19 protein-coding genes and 1 pseudogene are annotated in these 22,751 nt (G+C 64.8%); 3 read left to right on the top strand and 17 right to left on the bottom strand.

Features of this window, described 5'->3' with window-relative positions:
• Window position 1 precedes the first annotated feature (1 nt).
• The 15 genes and pseudogenes from torT to ACOIX3_RS35210 form a co-directional block, all read right to left on the bottom strand.
• Window positions 2-787: pseudogene (gene torT / locus ACOIX3_RS35280) on the bottom strand (TMAO reductase system periplasmic protein TorT); the annotation flags it as partial.
• 247 nt (window positions 788-1,034) lie between these two features.
• Window positions 1,035-2,996, bottom strand: a complete 1,962-nt coding sequence (locus ACOIX3_RS35275; protein WP_420966658.1) for a hydantoinase B/oxoprolinase family protein — start codon at window positions 2,994-2,996, stop codon at window positions 1,035-1,037.
• A 3-nt stretch (window positions 2,997-2,999) separates the two neighbouring features.
• Window positions 3,000-5,042 (bottom strand): hydantoinase/oxoprolinase family protein, encoded by a 2,043-nt coding sequence (locus ACOIX3_RS35270; protein ID WP_420966657.1) that lies wholly within the window; start codon window positions 5,040-5,042, stop codon window positions 3,000-3,002.
• A gap of 190 nt (window positions 5,043-5,232) precedes the next feature.
• The gene (locus ACOIX3_RS35265) at window positions 5,233-6,192 is read right to left on the bottom strand and encodes a helix-turn-helix domain-containing protein (protein ID WP_420966656.1); all 960 of its coding nucleotides are present in this window, start codon (window positions 6,190-6,192) and stop codon (window positions 5,233-5,235) included.
• A gap of 106 nt (window positions 6,193-6,298) precedes the next feature.
• Entirely contained in the window at window positions 6,299-7,264 is a 966-nt protein-coding gene (locus tag ACOIX3_RS35260; RefSeq protein ID WP_420966655.1) for a LysR family transcriptional regulator, read from the bottom strand.
• A gap of 210 nt (window positions 7,265-7,474) precedes the next feature.
• Window positions 7,475-8,452 carry a biotin-dependent carboxyltransferase family protein gene (locus ACOIX3_RS35255; RefSeq protein WP_420966654.1) on the bottom strand — a complete coding sequence of 326 codons (978 nt, stop codon included), beginning with the start codon at window positions 8,450-8,452 and terminating at the stop codon, window positions 7,475-7,477.
• Window positions 8,442-9,317 (bottom strand): 5-oxoprolinase subunit B family protein, encoded by an 876-nt coding sequence (locus tag ACOIX3_RS35250; RefSeq protein ID WP_092124374.1) that lies wholly within the window; start codon window positions 9,315-9,317, stop codon window positions 8,442-8,444. The genes ACOIX3_RS35255 and ACOIX3_RS35250 overlap by 11 nt, the downstream gene beginning before the upstream one ends.
• Window positions 9,318-9,360: 43 nt before the next feature.
• Window positions 9,361-10,761 carry an acetyl-CoA carboxylase biotin carboxylase subunit gene (locus tag ACOIX3_RS35245; protein ID WP_420966653.1) on the bottom strand — a complete coding sequence of 467 codons (1,401 nt, stop codon included), beginning with the start codon at window positions 10,759-10,761 and terminating at the stop codon, window positions 9,361-9,363.
• A gap of 14 nt (window positions 10,762-10,775) precedes the next feature.
• On the bottom strand, window positions 10,776-11,018 hold the full coding sequence (locus tag ACOIX3_RS35240) for an acetyl-CoA carboxylase (RefSeq protein WP_420966652.1): 243 nt from the start codon (window positions 11,016-11,018) through the stop codon (window positions 10,776-10,778).
• A 39-nt stretch (window positions 11,019-11,057) separates the two neighbouring features.
• Entirely contained in the window at window positions 11,058-11,786 is a 729-nt protein-coding gene (locus tag ACOIX3_RS35235) for a LamB/YcsF family protein (RefSeq protein ID WP_092124377.1), read from the bottom strand.
• An 88-nt stretch (window positions 11,787-11,874) separates the two neighbouring features.
• Window positions 11,875-13,062 carry an ABC transporter substrate-binding protein gene (locus ACOIX3_RS35230; protein WP_420966651.1) on the bottom strand — a complete coding sequence of 396 codons (1,188 nt, stop codon included), beginning with the start codon at window positions 13,060-13,062 and terminating at the stop codon, window positions 11,875-11,877.
• Between the two features lie 30 nt (window positions 13,063-13,092).
• Window positions 13,093-14,166, bottom strand: coding sequence for a branched-chain amino acid ABC transporter permease (locus tag ACOIX3_RS35225; protein WP_420966650.1), 1,074 nt, complete (start codon window positions 14,164-14,166; stop codon window positions 13,093-13,095).
• 3 nt (window positions 14,167-14,169) lie between these two features.
• Window positions 14,170-15,084: a branched-chain amino acid ABC transporter permease gene (locus ACOIX3_RS35220; protein ID WP_420966649.1), complete on the bottom strand. Its 915-nt coding sequence runs from the start codon at window positions 15,082-15,084 to the stop codon at window positions 14,170-14,172.
• A 1-nt stretch (window position 15,085) separates the two neighbouring features.
• Window positions 15,086-15,808, bottom strand: coding sequence for an ABC transporter ATP-binding protein (locus tag ACOIX3_RS35215; RefSeq protein ID WP_420966648.1), 723 nt, complete (start codon window positions 15,806-15,808; stop codon window positions 15,086-15,088).
• Window positions 15,805-16,578, bottom strand: a complete 774-nt coding sequence (locus tag ACOIX3_RS35210; protein WP_420966647.1) for an ABC transporter ATP-binding protein — start codon at window positions 16,576-16,578, stop codon at window positions 15,805-15,807. The genes ACOIX3_RS35215 and ACOIX3_RS35210 overlap by 4 nt, the downstream gene beginning before the upstream one ends.
• Window positions 16,579-16,678: 100 nt before the next feature.
• Between ACOIX3_RS35210 and ACOIX3_RS35205 the strand changes: the two genes are divergently transcribed.
• Window positions 16,679-17,599, top strand: coding sequence for a LysR substrate-binding domain-containing protein (locus ACOIX3_RS35205; protein WP_176533312.1), 921 nt, complete (start codon window positions 16,679-16,681; stop codon window positions 17,597-17,599).
• Window positions 17,600-17,770: 171 nt separating this feature from the next.
• Window positions 17,771-18,424 (top strand): TetR family transcriptional regulator, encoded by a 654-nt coding sequence (locus ACOIX3_RS35200; protein WP_420966646.1) that lies wholly within the window; start codon window positions 17,771-17,773, stop codon window positions 18,422-18,424.
• Between the two features lie 8 nt (window positions 18,425-18,432).
• On the opposite strand, the gene paaZ is transcribed toward ACOIX3_RS35200, so the two are convergent.
• Window positions 18,433-20,460 (bottom strand): phenylacetic acid degradation bifunctional protein PaaZ, encoded by a 2,028-nt coding sequence (gene paaZ / locus ACOIX3_RS35195; protein ID WP_420966645.1) that lies wholly within the window; start codon window positions 20,458-20,460, stop codon window positions 18,433-18,435.
• Window positions 20,461-20,577: 117 nt separating this feature from the next.
• Window positions 20,578-21,369, bottom strand: coding sequence for a 2-(1,2-epoxy-1,2-dihydrophenyl)acetyl-CoA isomerase PaaG (gene paaG / locus ACOIX3_RS35190; protein WP_420966644.1), 792 nt, complete (start codon window positions 21,367-21,369; stop codon window positions 20,578-20,580).
• A 339-nt stretch (window positions 21,370-21,708) separates the two neighbouring features.
• Between paaG and ACOIX3_RS35185 the strand changes: the two genes are divergently transcribed.
• Window positions 21,709-22,722, top strand: a complete 1,014-nt coding sequence (locus ACOIX3_RS35185; protein WP_420966643.1) for an AraC family transcriptional regulator — start codon at window positions 21,709-21,711, stop codon at window positions 22,720-22,722.
• Window positions 22,723-22,751 lie beyond the last annotated feature (29 nt).

Here is a 22,751-nt window from a genome sequence, read left to right as displayed (position 1 = left end):
GGGTTGCGAAGGCGAGGATGTCGCCGCGGTTCAGCGCGTCGAGCATGGCCTGGTTTTCGTAGGACGACACGATCTTCAGGTCGCCTCGGCCGGCCTCGGCGACGGCGCCGATGGCAGCTTCGGCGGTGGGGGCGGTGCCCCAGATCACGTTCATGGCGGGATAGGCTTGCAATGCGTCCTGGATCAACTGGAGTTGCACTGCGACGCCGGAGTCGCCGAACTTCTCGGCCAGAATCTTGGCGTTCGCGTCCTTGGCGATGGCCTTCTTGAATCCCTCATTGAACGATTCCGCCCAACCCGAGCCGGCCGGACCGGGGAACGTCACGATGTTGAGCTTGTCGCCGGGCTTGGTTTGCGCCAGCAGGCCGTCGCCGGTGACCTCGCCCATGGCGACGAAATCGACGTAGTTGGCCGCGGGCAGCGCGTTCGGCGGCAGCGGATTGGTGACGCCGACCACCGGCACGCCTTTGGCCTTGGCCTCCTCGAACTTCTTGCTGAGGCCCGCGCCGGAGATCGCGCCGACGATGATCGCGTCCGGTCCGCTCGCCATGCAGTCATCGAACTGCGAAAGCTGCTTGGGCAGATTTTCGTAACCGCCGGCCTCGTAGAGGTTCATGTTGACGTTCATCGCCTCGGCCTGTTTCACGATGCCGTAGGCGACAGCGACCCAGAAACTGTCCTTCATGTGCGGAAACAGCACGCACAGCCTGTAGGGCTTCTCGGCCTTCGGCAGCGGCGTGTAGTCCGCCGGCTTCGGCGTGCCGGATGACGCGTCATAGACCTTCATTGGAAACCACGGTGTCTCGGTCCCGGCCGCCGCCGGCGTGGCGGTGCTGGCAAGAGCGAGGACCGTGGCGATGCCGAGCACGGAGCGCATCGGCCATAGTCGGTTGGAAGAAAGGCACGTCGTGATCGTCATAGCGCTATCCTCATGGTTTGAATGAAAGTGCAGGCGATGCAGGGGAGGCGACGGCTCGAATCCTCGTTGGAGCATGGACCGCGCCGCCTGCCGGCGGCGTGGCTGCTTCTGACGATCAGCCCGCTTTCCACATCGCGACCGAGCGACGCTCGAATGCTTCGCGGAATTGGCGGGTGGATTCGGGAAGCAGCGCGCCGGTGCCCCAGTCGAGGATCACCGCGTGGCTGCGGATCACATCGAACGCGTTGATCTCTCCGCTGCGGTAGCGCTGCGCCACCTTCTCCGGATCGAGACGGGCATTGGCAACGCGCTCGGAGCGGATCTTCGCTCGGAGCGCCGCGGTCGCGACCCTGTCGATTTCGTAGTTGCAGAGCTCGGCGTCGATGGTGTGCACCACGACGCCATAATCCTTGGCGGCACGCTCGACCGAGACATAGTCGTCCTTGATGTCCTCGATCACGAGGTTCGGATCGCGCTCCAGCGGATCGCCGAACCCGCCGCCGCCGGCGGTCGGACGCGAAAAGACGTCGCCTTCGCCGATCGACACGTCCGAGAAGATCGAGCCCAATCGCTCCTCGGCCGTGCTGCCGGCGCGCTTCAAGGTCAGGCCGTGCGGCATCGACGGCAGGCCACCCTCGATGCCCCACACGATGGCGCGCTCGCGGTCGCAGATATAGGAGATCACGGTCTTCTCGGCCTGCAGCATCCGCGACGTCTTCACAACGCCGGCGCCGCCGCGCCATTTGCCGGGGCCGGGCGAGTCCTTGAGGATCTCGCATTCGGTGGTCAGGATCGGGTTGGCGCGCTCCTGGCCTTCGACCGGCTGCGACATCAGGCCGGTGCCGAAGCAGGCGGTCGTGACATTGCTGCCGTCCTTGCCGTTGCGTCCGCCCCAGCCGCCGGGCAGCCAGTCGTAGAACATGAAGATCGGCTTGTCGGCGCTGCGGGCGTCGAGACCGCCGGTGAGCAGATATTCGAGATTGAAGGCGCAGGCGAGCGCGCGTTCCGGCATCAGCTTCGACCACATTTCGTAGATCGAGTTCATGATTTTCTCGAACGGCATCAGGAAGCCGGTGACCGCGATCGGCCATTTGGCATCGACGATCGAGCCTTCGGGGGCGATGATGTCGAAGCAGCGGTAGAAGCCGGAATTGAGCGGCAGATCGGGGAAGAAGGTCTTCATGCCGGCGGCAACAGCGGAAAAGGTCGCGCCGAACGCCGAGTTGTAGATCGAGCCGATGGTCGGATGGCTGCCGGTGAAGTCGTAGATCGCGCGGTCGCCCTTGATCGTCATCTTGATGCGGATCGGGATCATGCCTTCGCCGCCGGCCGGATCGCGGTCGATGTAGTCGACGGTTTCCCATTCGCCGTCGGGCAGCGCTGCGATGCGCTGGCGTGCCGAGCGCTCGACATAGTCCTGCACGGCGGCAAGCCCGGTCTCGACGGTATCGCGGCCGTATTTGCCGACCAGACGCAGGATCTCGCGTTCGCAGACGGCAGTTGCTTCGGCCTGTGCCTGGATATCACCGATGATCGAGGCCGGATCGCGGGTGTTGGAGGCAATCAGATGCGCGACGTCCTTGCGCAAGCCGTTCTTGTCGAACAGGCGGACCGGCGTGATGCGCAGGCCTTCGCGGAACATCTCGCGGGCGGCGACGTCGAACGATCCCGGCACGCTGCCGCCGACGTCCGACCAGTGCCCGTTGGACTGGCTGAAGGCGATGATCTTGCCGTCGGCGAAGATCGGACGGATCAGCCGCACGTCGGAAAAATGCGTGCCGCCGGCATAGGGATCGTTGATCGCGAAGACGTCGCCCTCATGCATGTCGCCTTCGAAATGGCGCATCACGTCCTTGCAGGTGAAATGCAGCGTGCCGACGTGGACGGCGATATCCTGGTTGCCTTGCGCCGCGCATTCGCCGTTGGCGTCATGCAGCGCACTCGAGAAGTCGCGGTTGTAGATGACGAAGGAGTAGCAGGTCCGCAGCACCTGCTCGCCCATCTGGTCGACGCTGGTGATGAAGGAATTCTTCAGAACCTCGAAGGTTACGGGGTCGAGCGGGAGAGCTCCGGCCATGGTTCACTCCTTCACGCGGATGATGATGTTGAGATATTTGTCGACCTCGGCGGCGGCGCCGGGCGGCACCACGGTCGTCGCATCGAGCTGCTCGATGATCGCGGGGCCTTGAAAGGAGAAGCCGCAGGGCAGGTCGTCGCGCTGATAGACGGGCGTATCGAGCCCGCTGCCTTCGAACCAGACCCTGCGGCGGCCAACCGGCTCGGGGCTAGCGCCGGTCGGCTTGTGAACGGCAAACTCGGCTTTGGGAACCACGCCGACCGCCTTCAGATTGAGACGGAAGAAGCTGACCGGCGCGCTGTCACGGCGAAAATTGTATTCGCGCTGGTGCTCGGCGTGGAAGCTTTGCACCAGGTCGGCGATCGCGCCGATCGGCTGCGGCGCGTTCACCGCGAGCGAACGCCATTGGCCGCGATACATCATGTCGATCGACCGCTGCAACACGATATCCTGCTGCGCGACGCCCTCATGGGCGAGCCGCGCGAGCGCGGCTTTCTCAATCTCGGCGAACTGCGCCTCGATCTCCTCGGCGTCGGCGTCGGCCGCGTCAACCATGCAGCTCTGCGAGAAATCGTGCTGCATGTCGACGAGCAGGCATCCGAGCGCGGAGGTCACGCCGGGATTGGGCGGCACGATCACGACGGGAATCGACAGCTCGCGCGCGACGTCGACGCCATGCAGGGCGCCGGCGCCGCCGAACGCCACCAGCGCAAAGTCGCGCGGGTCATAGCCGCGGCTGATCGAGATCAGCCGCACCGCATCCGACATATTGGCATTGGCGACCTTGACGATCGCGTCTGCGGCCTCGTGCAGGCCGAGGCCGAACGGCTTGGCGACGCCGCTCTCAACGGCTTTCCGCGCCAGCTCGGGGTCGAGCTTCACCTTGCCGCCGGCGAGGTCGGTGCCGAGCCGGCCCAGCGTCACGTTGGCGTCGGTGTTGGTCGGCTGGGTGTTGCCGTTGCCGTAGCAGGCCGGTCCCGGATGGGCCCCGGCCGATTGCGGGCCGTTGCGCAGGGAGCCGGCCGGGTCGGTCCAGGCCAGCGAGCCGCCGCCGGCGCCGATGGTGAGCACCTCGATCGAGGCGAAGCGGATCGGGTAGCCGAATTCGATGTGCCAGTCCTTGGTGACGCGCGAGCGGCCCTCATAGGCAAGCGATACGTCGGTGGACGTGCCGCCCATGTCGAGGCCGATCGAATTGGGAAAGCCGCACAGCCCGGCGATGTAGCGACTGGCGATGGCGCCGGCGGCGATGCCGGAGCCGGCGAGGCGCGCCGCGAAGTCCTTGACGCTCGCCGGCGTCATCACCCCGCCGCCGGTGTGCAGCAGCAGAAGGTCGCGGGTGTAGCCCTCGTGCGCCAGGCGTTCGCCAAGCCGGCTCGTGTAGTTGACGACGACCGGGCTCACGACGGCGTTGGCAACCGTGGTCGAGAACCGCTCGTGCTCGAAGATCTCGGGAAGCACCTGCGAGGAGATCGACACCGGAATGTCGGACATCTCCGCCAGCAGGATGTCGCGCATCACGCGCTCATTGGCGCCGTTGAGATAGGCGTTCATGAAGCAGACCGCGACCGCGGCGACGCCGCGACGCTTGAGGATGCGGGCGACGTCGCGCGCGGCTTCGACGTCGAGCGGTTCGATCACCTTGCCGCCGGCATCGACGCGCTCGGGCACGGTCAGGCGATCGCGCCGCGGCACGTAGGGCGGAACAACGTCCTTGTAGGTGTCCCAGAGGTCTTCCTTGTTGGCGCGCCTGATCTCGATGACGTCGCGGAACCCCTTGGTCGTGACCACGGCGGTGCGGGGCAGGCGGCGCGTGATCAGCGCGTTGGTGGCAACCGTCGTGCCGTGCGAGAACAGCGCCACCCTGGAAAGATCGATTCCGGCCTTGGACACGCCGCCCATGATGCCTTCGATCGGATCGCGCGTGGAGGAGGTCTTCTCGATGCGGATGAGGCCGGTCGTCTCGTCCATAATGCAGATGTCGGTGAACGTGCCCCCGACATCGACAGCCACACGAAGGTCCTGCACACGAAGGTCCTGCACCATGCGTCTTCCTTTCGAACAAGCGTTTCGCCGATCTTAGGCAGAGCGGCGGCCCGCCTTCTTGACGCTCAGCGCAGGAAGACTTGTGCGAGAGAGCGAACCGCATCGCGGGCCATGCGTGCCCGGACCGGCGGCGGGCTGCCCAGGAAGCGGTCAGACAAACGGTCAGATGGGTGCGGTCGCGAAGCCGTGTTCAGGCGTTGGCGGCGCGCGAGGTGGCGCGCGCCTCGCTCGGGGTGCAGCCGAACCGGCCGCGATAGTTGCGGCTGAATTGCGCCTGGTCGGCAAAGCCCCATTGGTAGGCGATTTCGGAGATGCTCTTGCGGCAGCTCGCGTCGCGCAGCAGGGCGTCGCAGATCGATAGCCGCTGGTTGCGGATGTAGGCGCAGACGGTCAGGCCCTCACCCTCGAAGATCTGGTGCAGATAGCGCAGCGAAATGCCGCAGCCGTCGGCGACCATCTGCGGCGTGAGCCGCATGTCGTCGAGGCGGGCACGGATGAACTGCTCGCAGCGCAGCAGGTGGCCATTGCGCACCGAGGACGAGTGGCCGGTCAGCACGCGGTCGTCGGATTCGATGGCCATTGCAAGCAGCTCGATGAGGTGCTTGCCCATCATCGCGCGCGCCGTCTCGTCCATTTCCTCGATCCGCTCACTGGAGAGGCGCAGCGTGTCGACGAACAGCGCGCCGACGCTGCGGCTGGCGTCGAATTGCAGCGTTGCGAGGCGCTCGGGCCGCGAAATCCGGCTGCGCAGCACCGCGCTCGGGATCTTCAGACACCACAGCGCCGTCGGATCCTGATGGCTGAACTCGTATGGCAGATGGCTGCGCTCGATCAGGAACGCGCCCGGCCGGCAGTGCACCACCTTGCCGTCCTGCTCGAAACGGATTTCGGCAAGTTCGGGCACCGTGATCAGGAAGGATTCCTCGCGCTCGTTCAGGAGGTGCCGTTCATGGCGCTTGTACAGCAGGCCGTTGGCGATGTTTCGCGAGACCGAGAGGGGACCCATCGACCAGGCGCCGAGGCGCGCATTGAAGTCGCGGGTGCTCGGAAAGCGCAGGTCGAGCGAGTAATAAGTCTTCGAGACGACCTCCTGCCAGTACTGGCGGCGCGTCTGCAACGGGATGTCGTTGGTCGTGTAGGTGACTTGCATGTCTCACTCCCCGCCGCCGGCTGTGCCTCCGGTCGTCGTGTCCCCGGCCAAAGTTTGGCGAGGACTGCCGGACGGCGTCAAGTCGAATAAAACGGAAACAGATATTCTAGATTCCGATCGCCTCCTCGGCCTGGTGCGGGTGATCCATGCTGAGAGGAGGCCGGGCCGGCCCCACGCCCGCAACCGCAAAGCGCATGAAATCGCGGAACGCCATCGCGGCTTCCGACGGTTTGGTGTCGCGCCGCCAGGCAAGACCGATATCCATGCTGGGCACCTCGTCCTCGATGACGCGGGTCTCGATCCGCTGTCCCTCCAGCGACCAGGGCCGGTAGATTAGGTCGGAGAGAATGGCGATCCCCATGCCGCCCGCGACCATTGAGCGCACGGCTTCGACCGAGGAGGTGCGGAAGATTGTATTCGGTTCGAGCGAAGCGTTGCTCCAGTAGCGCATCGAGGTGTGCTTGGCCTCGTCGACGGTGAGCATGACGTAAGGATAGGTTGCGATCTCAGCGAGATGGACCCGCTCGGCACGGGTCAGCGGATGCTCGGGCGCAAGCCACAGGCGGCGCGGCGATCGCAGCAGTGTCTCGCTGGTGAGCTTGGCGTTGTCGCGCAGGTTCGAAACCAGCATCACCGCGAGATCGAGCGCGCCGTCGACGAGCGCGCGTTCGAGCACGTCACGCGGCGCCTCGAACAGCTCGATCGTGATGCCGGGAAAGCTTGCCTGGAAGCGCTTCTGGTGGCGCGGCAGGAAATAGCCCGACACGGTATAGGTGACGCCGATGCGGATCGTCCCGAACAGCGGTCCCGCTGATATCTGTGTGTTCCGCACCGCTTCGGCGACGGCGGCGAGGATTTGACGGCCCTGGGACAGGAAGCGGCTGCCCTCCATGGTGACGGTCACGCCGTTCGGCGCGCGCTCCAGGAGGCGGGCGCAGACGGTCGCTTCGAGCTGCTGAATGGCCGCAGTGACCGCGGATTGCGAGACGTTGAGGTCGATGGCCGCCTGGCTGATGCGCCCGGTTTCGGCGGCGGCGACGAAGTAGCGGATCTGTTTCAGAGAAACGGACATCGCGGTTGTTCCGATGTTGCCTAACTCACGAGCGGTGTTTCTCAGCCCGGCTGCATTCGTTGCAACTCTCGTGCCGACAGGTGCAGAACTCGCGGTGACGTCAATATCAGGCGCGAGAGGCCGCAACCGACGGCCTGAAGCCTGGAATACGCGCGGCCACCCCGATTGGTGGCCGCGGTCCTTGGCGGATAGCGACGCGGCCGCCGGCGGCTACGCCAGCGCGTTGTGCAGCTTGCCCAGCAATTCCGACCGGCTCTTGCGGGCCGCAAGCGCCTGGTTCATGTCGACCTTGACGAACTTCACCGGCGTGTTGGGCTGCAGCTGGCCGATCAGATCCATGTCCGCGGCGATCACGGTCCCGACCATGAAGTAGCCACCGCCGGAGACTGCGTCACGATGCAGCACGATCGGTTCGGTGCCGCCGGGAACCTGGATCGAGCCGTAGGGATAGCAGGCATCGGTGATGTTGGACGGGTCGGAGCCGGCGCCGAACGGCGGTTCGCGCGGTACGAATTCGAGCGGCTTGCCGCCCTTGAAGCGGTAGCCGATCCGATCGGCTTCCGGTGCGACCTTCCAGGTGTCGGAGAAGAAGCCGTTGCCGGCCGCCTCGGTGATACGGTGCCAGTAGAGACCGGGCATGGCGCGCAGTTCCGTCGGCATTCCCGCCGGTTGCCCGCGCAAATCCCTGGCAACGGTCCGTCCATCCTTGCCCGTCGCGGCCGCACTGCCGATTGGCAGCTCGTCGCCGGCCTCGAGCTTGCGGCCCTTGAAGCCACCGAGCGCGCCAAGCGCGTAGGTCGAGCGCGAGCCGAGGACGGCGGGCACGTCGATGCCGCCGGCGACCGCGATGTAGCCGCGCGCACCCTGCTTGAGGAAGTCGAAGGAGAGGATCTGGCCGCGCTTCACCCTGAAGCTGGTCCAGGTTTCGCGCGGCTCGCCGTCGAGTTTCGGCGGCAACTCCGCGCCGGTGACCGCGACGGTCGCGTCCGCGGTGAATTCGAGCTCGGGTCCCATGAACACGGCTTCAAGCACGGCAGAGCCGGCGTCGTTGCCGACCAGCAAATTGGCTGCGACCAGCGCGTGACGGTCCATGCCGCCGGAGAGCGGGATGCCAATGTGATAATAGCCCGGACGTCCGAGATCCTGGACGGTGGTCGCAAGACCCGGCTTCAAAACCTTAACGGCCATGGAGAACTCCATCGAGCTTGGCGTTGTAGGCATCAACGTCGCGGTTGAACTCGGTCAGCGAGAACGAGACGTCGCGGATCACGGGCGCAAAGCGGCCAGCGTCGACGTCGGCGACCGCCGCGTCATAGGCCGCCCGGTCGATCGGCTTCCACTTCACGATGTCGCCCGGTTTGAACAGGCACATGAAGTCGCGCAAATAGCTGATGTTCTGGTTGGGATCATAGATCGGCATCGGCGTGATGCCGAACATCTGGTAGCCGCCGGCGCCGCGCACCGAGTAGATGCAGCTGAAGCAGCCGCCGTGTCCGACGGTGAGCTTCGGCGTGTCGGTGCGCGGGCGCAGATATTTCGGCGCCTGAAGCTGCCGCTTGCGCTCGACCATCTGGTAGAGGAAGGGCAGGCCGGCGACGAAGCCGACCATCGAGACGAACCAGGGTGCGCTGGAATGCGCCTTGATGAAGGCGTCGACGCTATCGAGGCCGTTGATGCGCGCGGCGTATTCGAGGTCAGTCCCGTTCGGATCCTGATGACGCTCGCGGAAGCGCATCAACGTCTCATGCGTCCAGGGATCGTTGTAGAGCACGGGAATCTCGATGATCCGCGTCTTGATCACCGGTTCCGATTTCTCGGATGCGGAATCCAGCCGCTTCAGCTCGGCCAGCAGATCGTCGGGCTTGATCTGATCCGGATCGAACTTGACCTGATAGGACGCATTTGCCGGGCAGATCTCGGTGACGCCCTTGATCTTCGCGTCACGCACCGCATTGGTGATGAACAGGCTCTTGAAAAAGGCCTCGAGCGACATCGCTTCGCCGACCTCGGCGAAAATGTGCTCGTCGCCGCCGAAGGAAAATCGGGTTTGCATGACTAGCGGCCTCCTGTTGCTGACGGGGCGGATTCTCTCACCATCATGGCGCGACTTTCACGGCCGATGGCGGCTGAGTGGTGGCAAGGCCGGCGGCGTGGGATTCCAGCCACGGTTCGAGCCATGCCGTATGGAAGCGTCCGGCCTTGACGTCGGCGTCGCGCGCCAGCGCCTGGTGCAGGGGCTTTGTCGTGAAAATGCCCTCGACGCTGAGCTCGGCAAGCGCGCGCTCGAGCTTTCTGATCGCGCTCGGCCGATCCTTGTCGTGCACGATCAGCTTGCCGAGCAGACTGTCGTAGAACGGAGGTACCGTGTAGCCCGCATAGAGCATGCTGTCGAAACGCACGCCATCGCCGCCAGGTAGGCTGAGCGCGCTCACCGTACCCGGATTGGGCAGGAAATTCCTGGCGGGATCCTCGGCGTTGATGCGGACCTCGATCGAATGACCGCTGACGCGCACCGCGTCCTGGCGAATGCGCAACGGCTCACCGCCGGCGATCCGGATCATTTCGCACACGAGGTCGATGCCGGTGACCATCTCTGTGACGGGATGTTCGACCTGGATGCGGGTGTTCATCTCGAGGAAGTAGAATTCGCCGGTCCTGTCGTCGTAGAGATATTCCAGTGTCCCGGCGCCACGGTAGTTGACCGCCTTGGCCAGCGCCACGGCGGACGTGCAGAGCTTTTCACGCACCGCCTGGGTGAGTGAGGGCGAGGGGGCTTCTTCCCAGACCTTCTGGCGGCGCCGCTGCAACGAGCATTCGCGCTCGAAGCAATGGATCACGTCGCGTCCATCGCCGAGCACCTGGACCTCGATGTGCCGCGCGCCCTCGATCAGCTTCTCGACGTAGAGCCCGCCGTCGCCGAAGGCCGCGAGCGCCTCGGCCTGCGCCTGCGGCATCAGGTGATGAAATTCCTCGGCGGAGCGTGCGATGCGGATGCCGCGTCCGCCGCCGCCGGCGGCGGCCTTGATCATGACAGGGAAACCGGTTTTCTCGACCAGCGCGAAGGCCGCGTCCGCCGACTCCAGCCGTCCCTGGCTGCCGGGCACGGTCGGTACGCCGGCCGAGGCGGCGGCCTCGCGCGCCGCGACTTTATCGCCCATCAGCCGGATCGATTGCGCGGTCGGACCGACGAAGATCAATCCGGCCGCTTCGACCGCGGCCGCGAATTCGGCATTCTCGGCCAGGAAGCCGTAGCCAGGGTGAATAGCGTCGGCACAGGTGCTCTGCGCCGCAGCGAGGATGGCCGCCTGGTTGAGATAGGATTTCGACGCCTGCGGCGGACCGATATCGACCGACTCGTCGGCTAGTCTCACCGCGAGCGAATCCTTGTCGGCCTTGCTGTAGACCTGGACCGTCGCAATGCCGAGATCGCGCGCTGCGCGGATGATGCGCACCGCGATCTCGCCACGGTTGGCTATGAGGAGCTTCTTGATCGCCATGGCTGGTCGGTGGCTCAAACGTCGATTTCGGCGATCGGCTGGCCGGCCATCACGGCATCCTCGTTCTCGGCCAGGAAGCGAACGATCCTGCCGGCGGCGCCGGCCTTCACCTCATTGAACGATTTCATCACCTCGATGAGCCCGATCGTGTCGCTCTCCGCGACAACGTCACCGTCGTTCTTGTAGAACGGCTTGTCGGGGGCGGGCTTGCGGTAAAAGATGCCCGGGAGCGGCGAGAAGATCTGCTGCGTTGCCATGGTTTCCTCGTGGGTAATTGGTTTTCTTGCCGCGACGACTCAGCGCGCGGTGAGATAGGGGCGAACCGCTTCGCGGACGGCCTCCGCGATGGCGACGGCGTTCGGCGTGTCGGAGTGAATGCAGATCGAATCGGCGCCGACCACGATGTCGTTTCCGGCCACCGTACGCGTCTTGCCCTCGTTGACGGCTCTCGCGCATCGGGTGGCGGCGTCGGCCGGATCCTTCGCCTCGTGCTCGCGGGTGATGATCAGGCTGCCGTCGGCATTGTAGTCGAGGTCGGCGTAGTATTCGGCGACGAAGGCGTGGCCGCGGCGCTCATAGACCTGCTGGTGCAGCGTTCCCTTCATGCCGAGCAGCGGCACCTTGTAGACATCGGCGGCGTCAGCCACGGCTTCGGCGATGTCCTCGTTGCGCGAGGCCATGCCGTAGAGCGCGCCGTGCGGCTTGATATGATTGAGCGCCATGCCTTCGGCATCCAGGAAGGCCTTGAGGGCGCCGATCTGGTAGAGCAGGCAGTTGGTCAGCTCCTCGCGGCCGATCTTCATCTCCCTGCGGCCAAATCCCTGCAGATCCGGCAGCGAGGGGTGTGCGCCGACCTTGACGCCGAACTGCTTGGCGAGCTGAACGGTCTTGCGCATGTGGTTGAAGTCGGAGGCATGAAAGCCGCAGGCGACGTTAGCGACGTCGATATGGGGCATCAATGCCTTGTCGTCGCCCATCTTGTAGAGGCCGTAGGCCTCGCCCATGTCGCAGTTGATCACGACCATCTCCTGATTTCCTTCCAACTGGCTTTGTATACGACCGTCGCGGCCGCCCGGGGTGCGTCCGGCGCACCCGGGGCAGCGCGTTGCCGGGTTACTTGGACACCAGATAATCGAGCGGGATCTTTTCCGAGATCGTCCACTGGTCGATCACCTTCGGCTTGCCGGCCTCGGTGTCGACGATCAGGTAACGGCCCTGGTTCTGGTGGTGGATGTCCTTGCTGAAGGTGCGCGGCCCGAACAGCGTGGACTCGTCTTTCATCTTCTCGAGCTCGGCGACGACGGGCGCCGCATCGGTCGATTTGGCGCGTTCGACCGCCTTGGCCCAGACATCGATCAGGACGTAGCCCGGATAAACGTACTGGCTGGACGGGTCGCCGCCGGTGACTTCCTTGTACTTCTTGTTGAACTCGTTGACCTTCGGGTTCGGATCGTCGCCGTAGACCGAGCCCTGCACGGGAACATAGAAGTTCGACAGATCCGGAACGGCGTTGATCCAGTAGCTGCCGTCGACGCCCGAGCCGTTGAGGATCATCGACTTGATGCCGGCGGCGCGGATCTGCTTGATGGCGGAGACGGCGCCCGGCATCATCGTGCAGAGCATGATGGCGTCGGGTTCCTTCGGCAAGCTCTTGATCCGCGTGATCTGCGAAGCGATCGAGGCGTCGTCGTTCTTGAAGGTGTCGCTGCCGACCAGCTTGGCCTCCTTCAGGCGCGGCAGCATCCAGTCGAAGCCGTCGCAAATGCCCTTGTTGTAGACGGTCCAGCTGTCGAGCAGCCGATAGAAGCTGCGCGCGTTCTTCTTGGTGTACGCCCATTCCGACATGGTTGCGCCCTGCACCGGCGCCAGCACCGAGGCCGAGAACGAGAACGGACCGACGCCGGGGATGCCGGCCTTGATCGATTCGGCGCAGAGGAAGAAGGAAACCTTGCCGGCGGCCTGCGCCTGCAGCGCCGCGGGTGCGCCGAAATCGTAGTCACAGGAGACGATCACGAGGTCGGCGCCCTGATCGAGCACCGCAAGGCCGGCTTTGGCGCCTTCGGCCTGATCGGTCTTGGTGTCGGCAAACACCGGCTTGATCTTCTTGCCGAGCAGGCCGCCGGCCTTGTTGATCTCATCGATCCGGATCAGCGCCGCGTCCTGCGCCGGCTTGTCGTAGGCCTGCATGAATCCGGATGCCGCGGTCGCAAAGCCGACGACGATCTCGTCGGCCGCCTGGGCCGGTGTGAACCAGAGCGCGGATGCTCCGGCCAGAATGCCGAGTAATGTCGTAAAGCGCATATGCCACTCCTCCAATTGTACAAACGAGCGTCAGTGCAGTTCCTTCAGTGCGGTCTGGACGGGCCGGGTCAGGCGCCGCTGCAACGGCCATCGGCGCCAGGAGAACTCCCGGTTGCGGGTCAATCCCGTCGGCAGGTACATCAGGATCACGATGGTGATGATGCCGATCGCGATCTCCTGGACGCCGTTCGGCAGGCCGATGGTGTGCCCGCCCAGGCTGATGCCCTTTTCGAGATCACGGAACAGCTCGATCAGCACCGATATCGCGACCACGCCCGAGACGGCGCCGCTGAGGCTGTACATGCCGCCGACCACCAGCATCGACAGCGTGATGAAGGTGGTCCGCAGGTAGAATGCGCCGGGATTGACGATGCTCAGGAAGTGCGCGTACAGCGCGCCGGCGAGCCCGATGATGAAGGCGCTGACGACGAAGGCGATCAGCCGCTCGCGGACAATGTCGATGCCGGAAGCGCTGGCGGCGACCGCTTCGTCGCGCGTGGCGCGCAGCGCGAGCCCCGAGCGCGAGATCGAATAGAGATAGGCGATCGCGACGGCCACGGCGCCGCCGATCCATCCGGTCCAGACATTCATGGTGGGCGGAATGCCGACGATCGAACCTTGTCCGCCCGTCACCGAATCCCAGTTCGAATAGACGTTGTTGATGACGCCGAGCAGGCCGAAGGTCGCAATCGAGGCGGCAATGCCCGACAGGCGCATGATGACGCGCCCGACGATCAGCGCGAACAATGCGGCAAACAGGCCGGAGATCGGCGTCGCCACCCACATCGGCAGTTGCGCATGGAGCAGCCACGCCGGCAAGCCCTTGAGCGTGATCGACTTCATGACGGGCGGAATGGTGAGCCAGGCGGTCATGTAGGCGCCGAGGCACATGAAGCTGATATGGCCGAACGACAGCAGGCCCGAATTGCCGACGAAGACGTAGAGGCCGACCACCACCATGATGTTGATGAACATCTCGACCACGGTGCGGTTGAAGGCCCGGCTGCCGAATTGATAGGAGAGGGCGGCCATGATGAGCAGTGCCACGATCAGCACGATCGGCGTGATGATCGTTTGCCGGATGACGGACGGCCGCTGCGACATCGATCAGACCCTCTGCTTGGCGGATTTCGGTGCGAACAGGCCCTGCGGCCGCACCAGAAGGACGACGATGACTGCGCCGTAGACGAACGCGTCGCGGAACACGCGGGCGTCGTGAGGCAAGGTCGCCTGGAATACGACGCTGGCCGCACCGATCAGGAAGCCGGCGGCAACGGCGCCGGGAATGCTGCCGAGGCCGCCGATCACGGTCGCGATGAACGCGATCAGCATCACGTTGGCGCCCATGCCGATGTCGGCGGTGCCGGAATTGGTCGCCAGGATCAGGCCGATCGCCGCTGCCAGCATGCCGCTGATGGCGAAGGCCAGCAGGATCACGCCGTTGGCGCGGACCCCGAGCATGCGCGCCATGGTGAAATTATCGGCCGCCGCGCGCATCTCGAGCCCATAGCGCGTGCGCTTCAGGAACAGGACGAGGATCACGAGCACGGCCAGCGTGATGATGATGGTCACGACCTGAAGCATCGGGATGTGGGCGCCGAGGACTTCGACCGGCAGGCCGAGGCTCGGCCACAGCGTGATCGACTTCGGCCGGCTGGAAAACAGCATCAGCAGGAGATGCCGGATGACGAAGCCGAGCGCGAAGGACGCGATCATCATCGTTGCCGGATTGGCGTTGCGGAAGCGGCGAAAGACGACGACCTCCGACAGGATGGACAGCACAGCGCCGATCAGCAGCAGCAGCGGGATCAAGAGATAGAACGGCAGCTGGCCGGCAAACACGATCGCCGCCGCATCGATCGATGGCCACAGCATGGCGAAGACGCAAAAGGCGATGAAATCGCCGTGGGCGAAATTGACGAGCCGCATGACGCCGAAGATCAGGGCGATGCCGAGCGCGCCCAGCGCATAGAGGCTGCCGAGGCTCAGCGCGTCGAAGATGATCTGGAGCAACTCGCGCATCTCAGTGATCTCCGAAGCCGAAATAGGTCTGCTTCAGGCGATCATCCCTGACCATGTCGGCCGCGGGGCCCTCGAGCACGATGCGCCCGCCGCGGATCAGGACCATCCGCCCGCCCGTCATCATGGCGCGCGTCGAGCTCTGCTCGACGATCAGCAGTGTGAGCTTGCGTTGTGCCCGCAGCCGCAGCAGGATCTCGTAGACCTGGTCGATGATCTTCGGCGCGAGGCCCAGCGACGGCTCGTCGATCGCCATGATGCGGGGCGCGGCCATCAGCGCGCGGCCAATGACCAGCATCTGCTGCTGGCCGCCGGACAGCATCCCCGCCGGGCTGTGGCGACGCTCGGCCAGCATCGGGAATTCCTGGTAGACCCGATCCAGGTCGCCGGCGATTGCCTTGCGGTCGGCGCGCATGCCGGTGCCGACTTTCAGGTTCTCCTCGATCGTCAGCGCGCCGAAGACGTTGCGCCCTTCCGGCACCAGCGAAAACCCGCGCCGCGCGATGTCTTCGGGCGCGGCGCCGGTGATCCTCTCACCGTCGATCAGGATGGAGCCGGAGCCCGGCGGCACGACGCCTGCGATGGCGTTGAGCAGCGTCGACTTGCCGGCGCCGTTCGGGCCGGTCACGAACAGGATTTCGCCTTCGTCGACCGTCAATGTCACGCCGCGAAGCGCCGTGAGGCGGCCGTAGCTGACCGTGATGTCGTCGACGACGAGTGCGGTCATGACGCCACGGCCGCTTCGGCTGCGACCGGTGGAATCAATTCGTCGCGCTGCGTGCCCATATAGGCATGCCGCACGGCATCGCTGTCGCGGATCTGGGCGGGCGGGCCGACTTCGATGATCTCGCCGGAATCGAGCACGAAGATGCGCTCGCAGAGCTCCAGCACGAGGCCGATATTGTGCTCGATCAGCAGCACGCCGACATTGAGCTCGGATGCGATCCTGCGGATGATGGCGGCGAGCTCGTGGCTCTCATGCTCCGACATGCCCGCCGCCGGTTCGTCGAGCAGCAGATACCGCGGCGTGCCCATGATGGCGCGGCCGATGGCAACGCGGCGCTCGTCCGTATAGGGCAACGCGCCGGCAATGCTGTTGGCGAGATGCGAAATGCCGAGCCAGGCCATCACCCGCTCGGCCTCGCTGATCGCGTCGGGACGGCCTTGGCCGAGGCCGACGCCGGTCACTTCCAGGTTGTCCACGACAGGCAGGTCGCGGAAAAGCCGGCCTGACTGGAAGGTCCGCGCCACGCCTTTGCGTCGCAGCATGTGCGCTGCAATGCCGTTGAGCGTTTCGCCCTCCAGCTCCACGGTGCCCGCGCCAACCGGCTGGAAACCGGTCAATACATTGATAAGGGTGGTTTTGCCGGCCCCATTGGGCCCAATCAGTCCGGCGATATGTCCCCGCGGCACGGCCAGTGTAACGTCGGACAGCGCCTTCAGGCCTTCGAATTGGACGCTGACACCGCGCGCGACCAATTCCAAACCTTCGGACATCATCTCAACGCCTTCTCACCCGGAACCGACGGATTGATCTTTCCGTTCCGTCGCGGGATTGTAAAATTCGAAATATCGTTCGCTGATATCGGAAATTTTTATGTCTCTGACGTTCCGTCAGGTTCGGCACTTCATCGCGACGGCGGAGAGCGGACGCGTTTCCGCGGCCGCGGCCGCTCTGAACGTGACGCAATCGGCGGTCACGTCTTCCATCAAGGCCCTCGAGGCCGAACTCGGCCGCAAATTGTTCGACCGCCATTCCAACGGCGTGACGCTGACTTTTGACGGCCACGAGTTCTTGCAGCGCGCCCGCGCGATCGAGGCCAGTGTGTCAGATGCGACACGGGGGCCGCATCGCTGGGGGACACAGGTCGACGGCACCGTGGACGTGGCCGTGAGCTATACCGTTGCCGGATATTTCCTGCCGCCGTTGCTGACGCGGTTCTGGCGGTCCTTCCCGGGCATCACGGTTCGACTGCACGAGTTTCAACGCGATGCGATCGAGCAGAGCCTGATCAGCGGCAGCGTCGATGCGGCCATCATGCTGATCGCGAACCTGCATGACCGCCACTCCATTCGCTCGCGGCTGCTGTTGCGCTCGGCGCGTCGGTTGTGGACATGCGTCAATCATCCGCTGCTGCGCAAGGACAACATCAAGCTGACCGATCTGGCGAGCGAGCCTTATCTGATGTTGACCGTCGATGAAGCTGAGCGCTCCGCAATGCGCTACTGGCAACATACAGCGCATGTGCCCAACGTCATCTTCCGCACCCTGTCGGTGGAGGCCGTGCGCAGCATGGTCGCGACCGGGATGGGGATCACCATCCTGTCGGACATGGTCTACCGTCCCTGGTCGCTCGAGGGACATCGCATCGAGCTCAAGACGCTTGATGACGACGTTCATACCATGGATGTCGGGCTTGCCTGGAAGGGCAACGCGACGCTTTCACCGGCAGCCCGCGCCTTCTGCGAGTTCGTCGCCCATTCCTATCCCGGATCGGAGCCGTTCAAGCTCGACTGACATCCCGGAGAGGCGCCATTCCAACTCAGCCATGGAATTATTCGACCGGATGGTCAATAAATGCTGGCTCGGACGCGGCCCGGCGCAAGCAGGGCGGTGGTCCCGGAATTTTGCTGTCATTTGATTCGCATCTCTGGACGAACGAATAGCCGGCTGGTGGAACGGAAAGACATGGCCCGATCGCGCGCCAAGGACTACGACGACAAGCGCCTCTCGATGCTGCATCGCTCGGCCGAGCTGTTTGCCGCATCGGGCTATGTCGGCACGTCGATGAACACGATCGCGGATGCGTGCGGTGTGTCGAAGGCGCTGCTCTATCACTATTACCCCGACAAGGAGGCGATCCTTTTCGACATCCTGTCCTCGCATCTCGAGACGCTCGTGGCGGCGATCCGGAAGGCGAGCGCACAGGCCGGCGATCCGGTTGAGCGGTTCAGGACGATCGTGGCCACACTGCTCGAGCTCTACCGGCATGCCGACGCCGAGCATCAGGTCCAGATTGCTAGTCTCAAGCTGTTGCCGAAGGACAAGCAGCAGCCGCTGCTCGCCAGCGAGCGGATCCTGGTCGGGATCATGTCGGATGCGCTGGCCGCGGCGGTGCCGGCGGCGAAGCAGAAGCGCGTCCTTAAGCCGCTGACGATGAGCGTCTTCGGCATGCTGAACTGGCATTATATGTGGTTTCGCGAGGGCGGGCCGATGACTCGCGTTGAATACGCCGACTTTGTTGCGCAGCTGGTGTTGGCCGGTGCCGCGGATGCCGCCGCCAGCCGGCCTCGCAGCAAGGCAAAGCCCGCCGGCCGAAGCCGGCAGGCCGCGTTGCTCTGAGCTGCGCGTTACGTTCGCATCGCGTTCATCGTCAGAAGTTCATATGTCGCAGCGGTCTCGCCGGTCCCGGTCGTGATCTCGACGTCCCAGCGCACCTCGCCATACTGCTTGTTGCGCGGCGTCTTCTCCTTCGCGGTCAGCCGCACCTGGATCTGCTCGCCCGGCTGCACGGGTTTGACGAAGCGCAGGCTATCGAGGCCGTAATTCGCCAGCACCGGCCCGTAGTCGGGATCGACGAACAAGCCGGCCGCGAACGACAGCAGCAGGTAGCCATGCGCGACGCGGCCCGGGAAGAACGGATGCCCCTTGGTCGCTTCCTCGTCCATATGGGCGTAGAAGGTGTCGCCCGTGAAATGCGCGAAGTGCTCGATGTCGTTGAGCGTGATCTGTCGCGACTTCGAGACCAGCGTGCGGCCGATCTCGAGATCGTCGTAGTGATAGCGGAACGGGTGCAGGTCACCTTCGAGCATCGGGCTGCCCTTGAACCAGCGGCCGGTGACGCCGCTCAGCATCGCCGGCGAACCCTGCAACGCGGTCCGCTGCATGTAGTGCTGGAGGCTGCGGACGCCGCCCAGTTCCTCGCCGCCGCCGGCGCGACCTGGTCCGCCGTGAACCATCTGCGGCATCGGCGAGCCGTGCCCGGTGTGCTCGGTCGCGCAGTCGCGGTCGATGATCGCGACACGGCCGTGAAAGCTGCCGATGCCGAACGCGAGCTCGGTCGCGGCCGGGATGTCGTGGGTGTAGACCGATGCGACCAGGCTGCCGCCGCCGCGATTGGTCAGCGCGATAGCCTGGTCGAGATCGTCATAGCCCATCACGGTGCAGACCGGCCCGAACGCCTCGATCTCGTGGACCGCGGTTGCGGCGAGCGGTTTCGCGCAATGCAGCAGCAGCGGCGGGACGAAGGCGCCGCGTTTGGCGTCGGCGTCGACCAGCTGAAAGTTGTCGGGATCGCCGGCCACCAGTTCGGCCTCGGTGCGAAGCTTCGCCACATGAGCAAGCACGTCGCTGCGCTGGGCAAGGCCGACCAGCGGTCCCATCCTGACCTTCTCGTTCTCGGGATTGCCGATCGTGACCTTGGCGAGACGCTCGCGCAGCGCCGCGATGACGGCGTCGATCTGCGCCGCGGGGGCCAGCGCGCGGCGGATCGCGGTGCATTTCTGCCCGGCCTTGACCGTCATCTCCTTTGCCACCTCCTTGATGAAGAGGTCAAACTCCGGACTTCCCGGCACGGCGTCCGGCGCCAGGATCGCGGCGTTGAGCGAATCCCGCTCGGCGATGTACCTGACGGCCTCGCGCGCGATGACCGGATGCCGTTGCAGCTTTTGCGATGTGTCGGCCGAGCCGGTGAAGGACACCACATCCTGGCAGGTGAGATGGTCGAACAGGTCGCCAGTCGATCCGACGATGAACTGCAGCACGCCTTCCGGCAGTGCTCCGGATTCGGTGATCATCCGCACCAGTTCGTAGGCGACATAGGAGGTGACGGTTGCGGGCTTGGTGATGACGGGAACGCCGGCGAGCAGCGCGGGCGCCAGCTTCTCCAGCATGCCCCAGCACGGGAAGTTGAACGCGTTGATGTGCACGGCCACGCCGTGCAATGGCGTGACGATGTGCTGACCGGCGAATGCGCCGCCCTTGGAGAGCCCCTCGACATTGCCGTCGAGCAGGTACTTGGTGTTCGGAAGCTCGCGGCGTCCCTTGCTGGCATAGGCGAACAGCGTGCCGATGCCGCCATCGACGTCGACCATGGCGTCGGTGCGGGTTGCGCCGGCATGGAGCGACAGTTTGTAAAGCCGGTCCTTGTGCTGGCTCAGATAGTCGGCCAGCGTCTTCAGCAGGCCCGCACGCTGATGGAACGACAGCTTGCGGAGATTCTTGCCGCCGACCGTGCGGCCATAGGCGAGGATATCGCGCATGTCGAGATCGCTCCTGGTCGCGAGCGCCACCACATCGCCGGTGACCGCGCTGTGAATCTCGGTGGCCGGTTCGCCGGGACCGGTCCAATGTCCACGAACGAAGCTGTTGAGCTTCATGACGGACTCTCCCGTTCGCGCGCCGCCGGATTGAGGCTGTGTCATTGAAATCGAACCCTTTTTGACCTGTGATCTATGTTGCGTCTTGCCTTGGCGGCGGAATGTTCAATTCTGCGTCTAGGCGCGTCCGACGAACCGCGGCGCGCGTTTCTCGAGGAACGCGGTCACGCCCTCGGCGAAATCTGGCGTCCGCCCGGCGCGGCCCTGGAAATCGCGCTCGAGGTCGAGCTGCGCATCGAGCGTGTTGGTCTCGGACGCATCGAGCGCCTGCTTGATCAGCGCGAGGCCATCTGTGGGTTGCGTCGCGAGGTTGGCGGCGAGGGCGTGCGCCTCGGTCATCAGGTCCGCATCCTCAACCATCCTCCAGATCATGCCCCATGACTGCGCCTGCTCTGCGGAGACCGGCTCGGCCAGCAGGGTCAAGGCGCGCGCCCGGGCTGGTCCGACCAGCCGCGGCAGGAACCAAGTGCCGCCGGAATCCGGGACCAGGCCGAGCTTGGCGAAGGCCTGAATGAACTTGGCCGACCGTGCGGCGATCACGATGTCGCAGGCAAAGGCGACGTTGGCGCCGGCGCCGGCCGCGACGCCGTTGACCGCGCACACGACCGGCATCGGGATGCCGCGCAGCTTGCGCACCAGCGGGTTGTAGAATTTTTCAATTCGCACGGAGAGATCCGGCGTCTCGCCCGGCGTGAACACGCCGTCCGAAAGATCCTGGCCGGCGCAGAATCCGCGTCCGGCCCCGGTCAGGATCAGCGCACGGCAGGATCTGTCCTGTTCGGCGTCCGTCAACGCGGTGAGCAAGGCGGTATGCAGTTCGGCGCTGAATGAGTTCAGGCGATCGGACCTGTTGAGCGTCAGGACGCGATATCCGTCGCGGATATCGGTCAACACCAAATCGCTGACCATGATTACCTCCCGTTGCGGCTTCTGATGACCGAGGGTCGCGTGACCTGCATCTGGATTACTATTGACCGTCCGGTCAGTCAATTATAATTATCGCGCTCCAATGCGGACGGCGTCTTCGGGTTTATCGAGCGAGGATAATTCTATTCCCGGTCGGGACTTCGCGCACGACGTCAGATGAGCTTCGCGTACGCGGCACTAAACTGTGTATTTGCGTAGCTTATGCGCGATGCTTGACAGTTGTCAGATCGAGGCATCGGCGGAACCCGCGAAAGGTTCACGTTTGCGGCTGCGCTGCATGGCCTCCATGCTCCGCGGTGCGCCGCCACAAATCAGCCGCATATGAACGGCGACCTCCGCCGCCATGAGGGCGAGCTGACAATGCAGTCGGGCGATATCACAGGGTTTCGGTTTTCGACCGCGCATTTCGGCGAGCGGGACCGCTTGCCGATCTTTCGCGAGCAGATCGGGCGGATGATCGTCAAGCTCGATCCGGAGCCGCTCGACGACGGCGCGTTTCATGCCGAAGCCAATGTACGCGAATTGTCCGGGCTCGGCATCGGATCCTGGGCCTGCAGCAATCTCAAGATCGCAAGACCGCGCGAACTGCTCGACGGCACCGACGACCTGGTGCTGACGATCATCACGAGCGGCAACGCCCGTGCCTCGCAGCGCGGCCGCGATATCGAGCTCGGCCCGGGCCAGGCCGTGCTGCAGTCGAGCGCGGAAGCCGGCAACATGGTGGTGCCGGTGTCGCCGAGCCGCTTCGTCGGTCTCCGGTTGCCGCGCAAGGCGCTCGCATCGCTGGTCAACGATCCCGAAGACATGCTGATCCGCCCTTTGCCGGCGAACACCGAGGCGATGCGCCTCCTGGCGCTTTACATCAGGGAGCTCGACGACAGCTACCAGCTTTCGACTCCCGAGTTGCGCGGCGCCGTCGTCAAGCACCTGATCGATCTCGGCGCGCTGATCATCGGTGCCAACCGGGATGCGGCGGTAGCCGCGGAAGACGGCGGGTTGTCGGCTGCGCGGCTTGCCGCGGTCAAGGCCGACATCAGTGACAATCTCAGCTACGGCGACCTCACGCTGCCCGCGGTGGCTGCCCGGCTGAAGCTCACGCCGCGCCATATCCAGAGGCTGTTCGAGAGCACGGGTTCGACATTCTCGGAATTCGTGCTCGGCCAGCGCCTGGCGCGCGCGCATCATCTGCTGACCGATCCGCGCCACAGCCGGAGCGCCATCGGCACGATTGCATTCGAGGTCGGGTTCGGCGATCTGTCCTACTTCAATCGCACCTTCCGCCGGCAATACGGCGCGACGCCGTCGGATATTCGCGCGGTGCCGCGACGTCCCTGATCGACCGTCTGAATTCCCGTTGTGCCGCC

Source organism: Bradyrhizobium sp. B120 (assembly GCF_049075665.1).
Taxonomy (GTDB): domain Bacteria; phylum Pseudomonadota; class Alphaproteobacteria; order Rhizobiales; family Xanthobacteraceae; genus Bradyrhizobium.
This window is presented reverse-complemented; position numbering and strand designations above follow the sequence as displayed.